Origin of the sequence: Gemmatimonas sp. (genome assembly GCF_044345575.1) — a bacterium.
Classification (GTDB): domain Bacteria; phylum Gemmatimonadota; class Gemmatimonadetes; order Gemmatimonadales; family Gemmatimonadaceae; genus Gemmatimonas.
The window spans coordinates 1-12,090 of record NZ_JBIJAW010000078.1; the positions used below are offsets into that span (position 1 = coordinate 1).

Here is a 12,090-nt window from a genome sequence, read left to right on the forward strand (position 1 = left end):
TGACCCACACGCTCTCGAAGTTCTTGGCCGCCGAGCGCAGCATGCTGGGACCGCCGATGTCGATGTTCTCGATCACCTCTTCCGGATGCACCCCCGGCTTCGCGGCCGTCTCGCGGAACGGATACAGGTTCACGACCACGAGATCGATCGTGCCGATGTTGTGCGCCTTGATCGCCTCCATGTGCTCGGGGAGGTCGCGGCGCGCGAGCAGGCCGCCATGCACCACGGGGTGCAGCGTCTTCACGCGTCCGTCGAGCATCTCGGGGAAGCCGGTGATCTCGCTGATGTCCTTCACGGCGAGTCCGGCGTCGCGCAGCGTGCGCGCCGTGCCGCCAGTGGAGACGAGTTCGACACCCTTGGCCGCGAGCCCCTGGGCGAAGGGCACGAGGCCGGATTTATCAGAAACCGAAAGCAGCGCGCGCATGACAGAGAGTTCGAGGCGTGAAGAAGACAGACTTCAACGAGGAAACAGCCGGGCCCACTCCGTGGCGAACGCGGCGACGTCGTCAGAGGTGTCCGATACGAGTCCGAACCGCCATTCCGGGGCGGCGGGACTCACCGGAATGGCGACATGGCCATGCACTTTGCCGTCGTCGCCGAGCACGATGGTGCCGCTGGCGACCGCCTCCACGCAGAGGGGGAAGAGCCGATGCTCCACCCGCAGGACCCGCGCACCGAGCGTCGCCGGAGTGTCCCCCGGCAGTACGGGGACCGGCCACTGCGCGATGATGGGCCCGCGGTCGTACTGGGCATCCACGAAGTGCACCGTCACACCGGTCACCGTGGCCCCGTGGTCGAGTACGGCGGCGTGAATGCGCTGGCCGTACATCCCGGCGCCCCCGAAGGCGGGGAGCAGCGCGGGATGGATGTTCACCAGACGTCCGTGGAATGCCCGCACCACGGCTTCGGGAATGAGCTTGAGGTAGCCCGCCAGCACGAGGAGGTCGGCGTCGGCCGCCCGCAGCATGTCCACCAACGCATCGCCGTCGCGCGGATCGCTTACGACGGCCGCCGTTACGCCCGCCTCGGACGCTCTCGTGAGTGCCCCCGCTGTGGACTTGTCCGAGCCGACCCACACGATGCGTCCAGCGTGCGCCCCTTCGCCGCCGAAATGATCGAGTAGCACCTGCAGATTGGACCCGCCGCCGCTCGCAAGCACGGCGATGTTGGCCGTGGGGCGTACCTGGCGCGGGAGGTCGGAAGGGGTAGGCATGGCGGGTGCTCTACGTCTGGGAGAGGGGGGAATCGAGGCAGCCGGTAGGCTCCGGGGGCACCGCGCCGATACCGAGTCGCGCGAGAGCTAGGGTCACCGCGTCGAGCAGCGAGTGGCTGACCGCGATGTTGCGGTGCTGGTGTGTCGCCGCCTCGGCGCGCTCCACGTCATCGGCTGGAGTTTCGTGTCCCGGTACGAGAATCCCCAAGCCGCCGGTTGCGACCGCCGGTTGCACGTCACGCCACCGGTCGCCGATGTACGCGCTCTGGGCGAGTGCGAGCCCGTGATCGCGGGCCGCCTGCTGATACATCCCGAGCCCGGGTTTGCGACAGGCGCAGGGGCCGGTGACATCGGGCAAATGCGGGCAGTGGTAGGTGCCCAGCACCTCGCCGCCCGCCGCTTCGATGAGGGAGACCGTGCGATCGCGTGTGGCCTCGTACTGTGCGTGCGTGATGAGTCCGCGCGCGATCCCCGACTGATTCGTCACGATCACCACGGGCACGCCGGCCGCCCGCGCGAGACGCATGGCCGCACCCGTGGCGGGAAGGAGCCGCACCAGCTGGGCGTCGGCGAGGTAGTGCGCGTCGGCGATGACCGTCCCGTCGCGATCGATGAACAGCGCCGGGCGCGTCATCGACGGCCGCTGGTGTCCCGCTTGGCGGTGGAGTCGGACTTGAGGCTGTCCACCTTCGGCTTCGGGAGCGTGATGTTGCGTGCGGGGGCCTTCACGATCGCATTGAGGCTCTTCACCCCCGTCATCTGCAGGCGGTAGCTGCGGCCCGGTATCAGCGCGGTGTCGAGCGTGATGTAGGCCTCCGTGTACACGCGGGGGCGGTTCAACTTGGGCGCGGGGGTCGTGTCCGGCGCCACGTAGCGGCGGCCGGCGCGGCGCGCCGCCTCGCGGGCGTCACGCTCGCGCTGCCGTACGGCGGCGGTCGCGCTGTCGGCGGCGCGCACACGCGCGATGGAGTCCCGCCGCGCGCGCTGTTCAGCGCTCAGCGTGTCTTTCTTCGCGTTCGCGGCGGTGACGGAATCGGCTCGGCGCTTCTTCGTGAGCGAGTCGAAATCCGCCTTCTGCTGCGCCGTCTGCACCAGCCGCGCGCGCACGGGGACGGAGTCGGGGAGTCGCTGTATGCGCACGCTATCGGGCACGAACAACTGATCGACGGCATAGGGCTTGTCGAACGTCACCTTGAGCACGCGATTGCTGTCGGAGGGTTCGATGGATGCGATGCGCAGCCCCACCGTGTCGTGGCCGAACGCGTAGAATTCCGTCTCCGCGTAGCCGGTCAGCGTGACCCGCAGCGAATCCCATAGCTCGAGCGGATCGAGATCCTTGTTGTTGTTGCGGTCGGCGTAGGCACGCAGCAGATAGGGGCCAATCGGGAGATGGCGCAGCTCGAAGCGCCCCGAGGAGTCCGCGACCACCTGATACACGACGGACGTATCCTGCGAGACCGCTTCGACGACCCCGCCGTTGATGCCCTTGGCGGCCTGCCAGTCGAACACCACCCCCTTGATGCGCGAGTCGGGAATGGGGAGGCCGGTGGAAAACACCACGCGCACCGCGGTATCGATCGGGTTGTTCCACAAGTCCTGCATACCGGCTTTGAGCTGTACCGTGTACACGGTATTCAGCTTCCAGCCCTTCGCTGGGCGGATCTGGATGGCCGTCCGATCCCAGTCCACCTGCGGTTTACCGCTCTTCGGACTGATGAATACGAGGTCCGCGAGATCACGGGCCCCCTTGGGTGTTTCGCTCACCACCTCATCGAACTTGATCGACACCACACCCGGCTTGGCGGTGACCGAGTTGGTCTCCGGGGTAATCTTGAGAATGCGCGGCGGTGCTTGATCTTCGGGGCCGCCGCGTGGCAGCCCCTGATTGGCGCACGCCGCGCCTCCCACGACGGCGGCCGCGAACAGCGCCAAGCGCCGGAGTGCCCGTGTCCGGCCGCTGCTCACGCGCCCAGCGCCGCGCGCTTGTCGCGCAATTGCGTGAGGCGGGTGCCCCAATCGGCGGCCTTGGCCCGCTCCGCCTCCACCACCTGCGCCGGCGCCTTGGCCACGAACCCTTCGTTCGACAGCCGACCCTGCAACGCCGTGAGCTGCTTGTCGAGCTGCGCGATTTCGGTCTCCAGGCGCTGCTTCTCCTTGTCGAGATCGATCATGCCGGCGAGCGGCACGACGAGTTCGATGCCGCCGGAGAGCAACACCTGTGCGGCCGCTCCGCCAGGATTGGCCGTCTCCACGCGCACCTTCGCGCGCGCGAGCGACCCGATCGTGTCGGCCTGCTCCTCGAGCACCGCCTTCGCGCTGCCCGTGGCCACCAGCACCGTGTCCACCCAGGCGCCCGGATTCACGTTGTACTCCGACCGCACCTGACGGATCGCGGCCACGGCTTCGCGCACCAGCTCGAAGTCTCCGGCGCGCAGGGCGTACTCGCCGCTCGCCGACGGCCACGCCGCCTGCGACAGGAAGGCACCGTCCGGCGTCTGTGGCAGCTTCTGCCACAGCTCTTCCGAAATGAACGGCACCACCGGGTGCAGCAGGCGCAGCGCGCCGTCGAACGCGTGCGCCAGCACGGCGCGCGCCACTTCGCGGTCGGCCGTACCCTCGGCCGCAAGTCGCGGCTTCACGCTTTCGAGGTACCAGTCGGCGAGTTCGTTCCAGACGAACCGACGTGCCGCTTCGGCGTATTCCGACAACCGCAACCCGCGGCTGCGCTCGGCGTCGCTCCAGAGCCCGCCCTGCGCCGGCCGCGCGGGGCCCAGCGCGGCATCGCAATCCGCGATGGCGGCATCGAGGCGCGACAGAATCCAGCAATCGGCGGGCGTGAGCTGCGCGCGATCGAGCGTCGACAGTGGCGCCACCGGATCGGTGCCCACGCGCGAGAGCAGGAAACGGCCGATGTTCCACAGCTTCGTGCAGAAATTGCGGCCGGGCGCGAACGACTTCTCGAGGTCGGTGTGGTCGAGCATCACGTCCACACCGAGGCCGAGCCCCGCCACCATCGTCCAGCGCAGCGCGTCGGCGCCGTAGAGCTTCACCACATCGAGCGGATCGATGCCGTTGCCCAACGACTTGGACATCTTGCGGTGCTGCATATCGCGTACGGTGCCGTGCAGGTACACCGTGTGGAACGGTGCCTTACCCATGAACCAGCAGCCGCTCATCACCATGCGCGCCACCCAGAAGAACAGAATCTCGGGGGCGGTCACGAGCACGTCGCCGGGGTAGAACGCCTTGAGATCGGGCGTCTCGTCGGGCCAGCCGAGTGTGCTGAACGGCCACAGCCAGCTCGAGAACCACGTGTCGAGCACGTCTTCGTCCTGGCGCACGGCGCCGCCGCAGCCAGGGCACGCGGTCACATCGGTGCGCGACACGATGGGCGCCTGCCCGCACGAGGCCGCGCAGTACCACACCGGCACGCGATGGCCCCACCAGATCTGGCGCGAGATGTTCCAGTCACGAATGCCTTCGAGCCAGTTCACATACACGGCTTCCCAGCGCTCGGGAAGAATGCGCAGTTCACCTGTGCGCAGTGCGGCGAGGGCCTTGTCGGCGAGCGGCTGCATCTTCACGAACCACTGATCGCTGAGGCGCGGCTCCACCACCGTGTCGCACCGGTAGCAGTGTCGCACGCTGTGCGCATGGTTCTCGATCTTCTGCAGGGCGCCGGCGTCCTCGAGCAGCTTCACGATCGCCTTGCGCGCCGCGAAGCGATCGAGCCCCTTGAGCGCGTCGGGCACGCGCCCCGCGGCGCCTTCGACCTCACGCACCACGCCTTCGGCATCGATGATGACCGGCATGGTGAGCTGGTGCCGCTTGCCCACCTCGAAGTCGTTCGCGTCGTGCGCCGGGGTGATCTTCACCGCGCCGCTGCCGAACGTCGGGTCGGTGTAGCTGTCCCCGATGATCGGGATGCGCACGCCGTTGAGCGGCAGCACCACCTCCTTGCCGATGAGCGCCTGATAGCGCTCGTCGTCGGGGTTCACCGCCACCGCCACGTCGCCCAGCATCGTTTCAGGCCGCGTGGTGGCCACGGTGATCCCCTGCGACGGATCGTCGGCGAGCACATAGCGCAGGTGGTACAGCTTGCCGTTGGTGTCGTTGAACTCCGCCTCTTCGTCCGACAGGCTGGTGCCGCAGCGCGGACACCAGTGGATCACGCGATGGCCCTTGTACACCAAGCCATCCTCGTGAAGGCGCACGAAGGTCTCACGCACCGCGCGCGACAGCTCGGGGGAGAAGGTGTAGGCCGTGCGCGACCAGTCGGCGCTGGCGCCGATGGACTTGAGCTGGTTGAGGATCTCGCCGCCCGTCTTGTCGACGAACTCCGCCACGCGCTGCACGAACGGCTCGCGGCCTAGGTCGAAGCGCGTCTGCCCCTGCGCGGCCAGCTGCTTCTCCACCACGTTCTGCGTGGCGATGCCGGCGTGATCGGTTCCGGGCACCCAGAGTGCTTCGTCGCCCGCCATGCGGCGCCAGCGGATGAGCACGTCCTGCACGGTGTTGTTGAGCCCGTGTCCCATGTGCAACACCGCCGTCACATTCGGCGGCGGAATCACGATCACGAAGGGTTCACGCGCGGAGGCCCGGTCGGGGCTGGCGGTGAACACGCCGTGTTCGGTCCACTGGGGGTACCAGGCGGCCTCGGTGGCCGCGGCGTCGTAGGTCGTGGGCAATTCGGAGTGGGGCGCAGTCATAGCCCGAAAAGATAACCGCGCCGGGAGCTGTCCCCTACGGCCTCGGAAGGACCGCCAGCTGACTGGTGACGTCGCGGACCGACGGGACCCCGCGAACCAGCGTCAGGGCGTACTCGATCTCCCTGGCGTCCTCGACCCAGCCGGTCAGTTCGATGCGGCCGAGCTCGTCGGCTTCGATGTCGATATCCCGCTCCCGCAGGAGGGGATCGTGGCGGAACACCTCGAGGACCCGCGCTTCCAAGGTGTCGGCCGAGGGGGGCGACGATACCGGCACGGCGTCGGTCGGGGCGTCCACCGGCGGCGCCGGGCACTCGTCTTCGCCCCACGCGTCGACCCGATGCCGGCGCGACCGTCGGCGGCGTTCGCCGCGCTCGCGTTCGCCGCGCTCGCGCCCATCGGCCGTACCGGTACGGTTGATCATGGCCATACCGATGGCCAGTCCGGCCACGGCGCCAAGCGCAAGCATCAGCACATTTCGGGTGCCGGAAGCATGGCGGCGACGGGGTTCGTGTGTCACATCCCACCTCTCGCAGGGAACGACCGAGCCCACGGAACCGGGCCGCGTCTTGGCGTAACTCCTGAGAAAAGGATAACTTGCCCACTCTTGTCGAGCGAGGTCGACTGCCACGGACCGTAGCCGTGCGTCCTCGTGTGGGGCAGGTGTTGCTTGCGGATACGTGCCCACAGATGTCGCTCGCGTCCTTCTGCTGTCCTGTCCGATGATTGCCGGTACTCCCGCCGCTGCCGCCGCCGATTCCATGATCGTGCTCACCCTCCCCGATGGCTCCACCCGGGAGGTCCCGGCCGGCACCCTCGCGCGTGACGTGGTGGCCACGATCGGTGCGCGTCTGCTGCAGGCCTCACTCGCCGTGGCCGTGGACGGCGAGGTGCAGGATCTCATGACGCCGCTCCGTGCGTCGGGCGCATTCGTGGTGATCACCGACAAGGACCCGCGCGCGCTGGCCGTCCTGCGCCACTCGGGGGCGCACATTCTCGCCACCGCGGTGCGCCGCCTGCGCCCCGATGCCAAGATCGGTTTCGGTCCGGCCATCGACGATGGCTTCTACTACGACTTCGAGGTCGAGAAGCCGTTCACGCCCGACGATCTCGCGGCCTTCGAAGCCGAGATGAAGAAGGTCGTGGCCGAGAAGTATCCGTTCGTGCGCGCCGAAGTCTCGGTGGACGAGGCGAAGCAGCTCTTCGTCGACGATCCCCTCAAGCTCGAGCGTTTGGCCGACTTCGATGGGACCGACGAAATCATCAGCACGTACACCGACGGGCCGTTCATCGATCTGTGCCGTGGCCCGCACGTACCCGATACGTCGCACCTCAAGCACTTCAAGCTGCTGCACACGGCCGGCGCCTACTGGCGTGGTGACGTGAAGCGGCAGATGCTGCAGCGCATCTACGCCACGGCCTTCTTCAAGAAGGACGAACTCGAGACGCACCTGCACAATCTCGAGGAGGCGAAGAAGCGCGACCACCGCGTGCTCGGCAAGTCGCTCGGCCTATTCCAGATCTTCCCGCAGGCGCCAGGCGCCGCGTTCTGGACGCCCAAGGGCACCACGCTGTACAACACCCTCGAGGGCTTCGTGCGCGAGCGGCAGAAGGAGGCGTTCCAGGAGATCAAGACGCCGCTGCTCTACAACAAGAAGCTGTGGGAGCAGTCGGGGCACTGGGGCAAGTACAAGGAGAACATGTTCCTCGTGCTCGACAACGAGACGGGGGAGCACGACATGTCGCTCAAGCCCATGAACTGCCCGTCGCACCACGTGCTGTTCGCGAGCGAGAAGCACTCGTATCGCGAGCTGCCGGTGCGCTTCGTGACGTTCGATGTGCTGCACCGCAACGAGCTGTCGGGGGCGCTGTCCGGCCTCACGCGCGTACGACAGTTCTCGCAGGACGACTGCCACGTGTACCTGCGCGAGGACCAGATCGAGAGCGAGGTGAAGTTCCTCATGGACTTCATCCTGGGCTACTACGACACGTTCGGACTCAAGGCGACGCTCAAGTTCGCCACGCGTCCCGAGCAGCGTATCGGCAGCGACGAGCTGTGGGACCGCGCTGAGGCGGCGTTGCGGGCGGCGTTGGACAGCACGGGACGTCCGTACGAGATGAAGGAAGGCGACGGCGCGTTCTACGGCCCCAAGATCGATTTCGACGTGACCGACAGCATCGGCCGCGCGTGGCAGCTGGGCACCATTCAGCTCGACTACAACGCGCCGGAGCGATTCGACCTCACGTATACGGGGGAGGACAACGCGCCGCACCGGCCGGTGGTGATCCACCGTGCGGTGAGCGGGTCGTTCGAGCGCTTCATCGCCATCCTCATCGAGCACTTCGGCGGGGCGTTCCCGGTGTGGCTCGCCCCCGAGCAGGTACGGGTGATTCCCATCGCCATCGATTACAACGCGCATGGGCAGGCGCTGGTGGATCGCATGAAGGCGTTGGGGATCCGGGCCACGCTCGACGCGCGCAATGAGACGCTCAACTATCGGGTGCGCGAGGGGGAGGTGGAGAAGGTGCCGTACATGTGCGTGATCGGGCGCCGCGAGGCCGAGGAAGGGACGGTGGCGTTGCGTACCCGTGGTGCGGGCAAGAAGCAGGAAGTGCTCACGCAGGATGCCTTCATCGAACGGTTGCTCGACGAGGTGCGCACGCGCGCCCTCGCTCCGCAGCCTGAGAAGGCGCCAGAGGCCGAGGCGTGACGCCGGAAGCGCTGCTCGATCTGTTCCTGCTGTCGCCGGTCGGGCTCGTCGAAGTCGACGAGTCTGGTCGTGTGGAAGTCGCGAACCTTGCGGCGCGGCATCTTCTCACCCCGTTCACGAAGACGGGGTCACTGGAAGATCTGTTCAATACGCTGTCCGACGTGGCCCCCGACCTTGCCGCCCGCGTGCGAGGGTACGACGCGCCGCGCGGCATCATCGTGGAGAATCTCGAGCTGCTCGCCCCCGGGCAGCACAGCGGGGTCTTCCTGTCGCTGGTGAAGGTGAACACCGGGTGTATCGTCGCCGTCGCTACCGACGCGTCGAGCCTTGCGTCGAGCCGTGGCCTCGTGTTGCGCCTGTCGCAACGTCTCGAGGCGGTGCAGGGGGCCGTGCGCGAGTATGCGATCTACACGCTCGACGCGCAGGGCGTAGTGGACAGTTGGAGTGTGGCGGCCGAGCGTGTGCACCAGTGGAACGCCGGGGCCATCGTCGGGCAGCGCATGACGGAGCTGGTGCCCCCCGATCATGGCGGTGCGTCGTATCTGCAGGACACCCTGGCGCTCGCCGCGCGAAATGGCTGGTGCGAGGAAGAGGGGTATCGTCAGCGGCAGGACGGCACGACCTTCTGGGCAACCACTGTTGTGACGGCGCTCCGCGATGCCGCCGGCGAGGCGATCGGGTATTCCGTGGTGTCGCACGATGTGTCGGAACGCCGTCGGCTCGAGGAACGCATGCGCGACGATGCGTCGAGCACCACCGACTACCTCACGGGAGTGTCGGCACGCCGGGCCTACTTTGACGTGGCGCAGAGCGAAGTGGCGCGAGCCCGTCGCTACGGGCAGCCGCTGACCATGCTGCTCGTCGACCCCGACCGCTTCCGGGAATTAGTGGACCAGCATGGCACCGTTTTCGCCAGTGAATGGCTCCGCGCCATCGCCTGGGTGTGCCGTCAGGAGTCACGCACGACGGACGTGGTGGGGCGTATCGGCGGGGAGGCGTTCGGCGTGCTGCTGCCGAGCACTGAACTCTCCGGCGGGCTCGTGCTCGCCGAACGTATTCGTGAGCGCATGGCTCGCCACGTGTTCGGCGGCGAGTTCACGCAGGCGCGCACCACGCTCTCGGTGGGCGTGGCCGAGGTGACCGATACGGTGACGACGGTCGACGGCCTGCTCGGCGCTGCAGGCACGGCCGTAGAGCGTGCGCGGCAGGCGGGAATGAACCTGGTCGTAGGGTTCGACGACTAGCGGGAATCGCGGCTGTAATTGCGGTTGTAACCGCGGTGGTGACGGCGGGTAACCGCGTCATGGAACAACCGCGTCATGGGTCACGGCAACCGCGAAGCCCAAACAGCGGGTGACAGCGCCCCAATGTGGAAAGGCGGCGCCGCGAAGCTGGCGCCGCCCTTCATTTTCCCCCGCGGTACCTCTGACGTCGTCACCGCTGCGTCGTCATCATGACCCATGACGCAGTTGATCCATGGCGCCGTCTCCCGCCGTTCTCCCGCGCGGTCACTCCCGCCGTTACCGGTCGGACGGCCGTCTCCTTTGCCCCGTCCAGATCACGATGCTTCCGCAGCCGTTGCGGCTCTGGAACTCCGGTGGGGTGCTGCCGATGCGCGAGTACACTTCCACGCCGCGGATTTCGGCGGATGTCACCAGGTTGTCGAGCTGACCGTCGGGCACCGGTGTGAGCATGCCGTTCACGAAGATCGCCGGGGCGCAGGTACCCGGGCCGGCGTTGCCGCGCATCAGCACGCGATCCCGACCGCCGCCGCCGCCTGGCACCACCGTGACTCCGGGCGTCCCCCGCATGATGTCCGACACGAATACGGCATTGCGCTTCTCGAGCATCGCGTCGTCCATGAAATAGCCGCCGCCCTGCTTCTTGCGCGCTTCGAACGCGGCCATTTCCCGCGTCCAGCGGTCGGCCTGCACCTTCACGGTATCGAGGCGCGGCGCCAACCCTTCCATGCGGATCTCCGCCTCGGCCACCATACCATCCAGGAAATCCACCGCCACGCGTGTCGGTTCGAAACCGACGGCGCGCGCCTCCACCATCCAGGACCCGCCCGGGAGCGAGTCGAAGGTGAAGAGGCCGCCGCCGGTGCTCGTGCCTTCCATACCCGTGCCGGGTACCGTGACGCGCGCGCCGACCAGCGGCTTGCCAACACTGTCGCGCACCAGACCGCGAACACGACTTGTGCCCTTGAGCAGCGTTTGCGGGCGCTCGGTAGGGCTTGTGGGCGCCTTGGCAATGCGTACCGGGCTGGCGATGACCAGATCGCGCACCAACAGGCCAGTGCGTGGCACCCGGAGTTCGATCACGCCGCTCGAATCTTTGCCGGCGTACGCGCGAGTGGTGATCGTTGCCTCGGGGGGCACGCCGCACAGCACGAAGGCGCCGTTCGGCTTGGCGTCGGCGAATCGGCTGGGGAAGCGACGAGACACGCCGCCACTCTGACTGACGGCCGTTTCGGGATACTGCACCCGCACGCGCGCGCTCCCTTCCAGCGGCGTGCCGCGCGACGTGCGCACGAGGCCCAGGAACGCCCCGCGATCCATGCCTTCACCGGCCGTGCCGCAGGCCGTGCGCAGCATCGCGGCCGCAGAGGGGAGTCCTAGCGACACCGACACGTCGCCACTCCCCTCGATGTTCACCTGAATCACCCGGTTCTCGAGCCCCAGCCGGTCGACCTGCTCGTGGATCACGCCCACGAGATAGATGCCCACCCGCATGGAATCGAGGAGGAACTGTCCTACCGAGTCTGTCTGGATCGTGCGGACGATGGCCGGATTGTCGGCGGCGACCCACTGCACGGTCGCGTTGATCAGCGGGGCCGTTGACACACTGTCGAAGACCTCGCCCGTAACGCGCGCCAAGGGGATCTTGATCGCGGGGGCGGCAGCCTTGGGCGCGGGCGTGGTGGCTGGCTTCGGAGCTGGCGCCGGCCGGCGCGGGGGCTGACGGGTCTGGGCTCCGGCGACCACCGGGAACAGCAACGCGGGAAGCAGGCGGGAGAGACGCATCCCTGCAACTTCGAAGGGGAGCCGTCACGCGTCCAGCCCTCGGCGTGGGTCGCCTCACGCACGGGTGGGCACAGGGGCCACCTGCATTTTCAGTAAACCGTCGTCGTGCGAACACGTTCGTTAACTTTCCGTCGCGTTCCACTCCCCTGCGTCACCCACCTGATTTCCACGACCATGTCCGACCTGTCCCGCCAGCCCGTGATCGTCGGTGCCGCGCGCACCCCGATCGGCCGGTATCTCGGGGGGCTTGCCTCCCTTTCGGCGCCCGAACTCGGCGCCATCGCCATCCGTGCCGCGCTCGAGCGTAGCGGCGTGAGCCCTGCCGCGGTGCAGGAAGTCATCATGGGGCACGTGCTGCAGGGTGGCACGGGGCAGGCGCCCGCCCGTCAGGCCATGCTCAAGGCCGGCGTGCCCAGCACCGCGTCTGCGCTCAC

Annotated in this window: 8 protein-coding genes and 2 pseudogenes; 3 read left to right on the forward strand and 7 right to left on the reverse strand. The window is 67.8% G+C overall.

Annotated features, from left to right (window positions below; all coding sequences use genetic code 11):
• The 6 genes and pseudogenes from purH to ACIQ6O_RS06840 all read right to left on the reverse strand — a co-directional run.
• Positions 1-424 (reverse strand): annotated as a pseudogene (gene purH / locus ACIQ6O_RS06815) (bifunctional phosphoribosylaminoimidazolecarboxamide formyltransferase/IMP cyclohydrolase); the annotation flags it as partial.
• A 33-nt stretch (positions 425-457) separates the two neighbouring features.
• Positions 458-1,213 carry a phosphoribosylglycinamide formyltransferase gene (gene purN / locus ACIQ6O_RS06820; protein WP_396207028.1) on the reverse strand — a complete coding sequence of 252 codons (756 nt, stop codon included), beginning with the start codon at positions 1,211-1,213 and terminating at the stop codon, positions 458-460.
• Between the two features lie 10 nt (positions 1,214-1,223).
• Positions 1,224-1,847, reverse strand: coding sequence for a D-glycero-alpha-D-manno-heptose-1,7-bisphosphate 7-phosphatase (locus ACIQ6O_RS06825; protein ID WP_396207029.1), 624 nt, complete (start codon positions 1,845-1,847; stop codon positions 1,224-1,226).
• On the reverse strand, positions 1,844-3,145 hold the full coding sequence (locus tag ACIQ6O_RS06830) for an Ig-like domain-containing protein (protein WP_396207030.1): 1,302 nt from the start codon (positions 3,143-3,145) through the stop codon (positions 1,844-1,846). Before ACIQ6O_RS06830 ends, ACIQ6O_RS06825 begins: the two co-directional genes overlap by 4 nt.
• Positions 3,146-3,174: 29 nt before the next feature.
• The gene (locus ACIQ6O_RS06835; RefSeq protein WP_396207031.1) at positions 3,175-5,922 is read right to left on the reverse strand and encodes a valine--tRNA ligase; all 2,748 of its coding nucleotides are present in this window, start codon (positions 5,920-5,922) and stop codon (positions 3,175-3,177) included.
• A gap of 34 nt (positions 5,923-5,956) precedes the next feature.
• The gene (locus ACIQ6O_RS06840) at positions 5,957-6,388 is read right to left on the reverse strand and encodes a BON domain-containing protein (RefSeq protein WP_396207032.1); all 432 of its coding nucleotides are present in this window, start codon (positions 6,386-6,388) and stop codon (positions 5,957-5,959) included.
• Between the two features lie 253 nt (positions 6,389-6,641).
• On the opposite strand from ACIQ6O_RS06840, the gene thrS reads away from it, so the two are divergent.
• The gene (gene thrS / locus ACIQ6O_RS06845) at positions 6,642-8,630 is read left to right on the forward strand and encodes a threonine--tRNA ligase (RefSeq protein WP_396207033.1); all 1,989 of its coding nucleotides are present in this window, start codon (positions 6,642-6,644) and stop codon (positions 8,628-8,630) included.
• Positions 8,627-9,874, forward strand: coding sequence for a diguanylate cyclase (locus tag ACIQ6O_RS06850; protein WP_396207034.1), 1,248 nt, complete (start codon positions 8,627-8,629; stop codon positions 9,872-9,874). Before thrS ends, ACIQ6O_RS06850 begins: the two co-directional genes overlap by 4 nt.
• Positions 9,875-10,150: 276 nt before the next feature.
• Here the strand turns inward: ACIQ6O_RS06850 and ACIQ6O_RS06855 are convergent, their stop codons facing one another.
• Complete coding sequence (locus ACIQ6O_RS06855) at positions 10,151-11,656, reverse strand: carboxypeptidase regulatory-like domain-containing protein (protein ID WP_396207035.1); 1,506 nt, start codon at positions 11,654-11,656, stop codon at positions 10,151-10,153.
• Between the two features lie 174 nt (positions 11,657-11,830).
• Between ACIQ6O_RS06855 and ACIQ6O_RS06860 the strand changes: the two are divergent.
• Positions 11,831-12,090, forward strand: a pseudogene (locus ACIQ6O_RS06860) (acetyl-CoA C-acyltransferase); the annotation flags it as partial.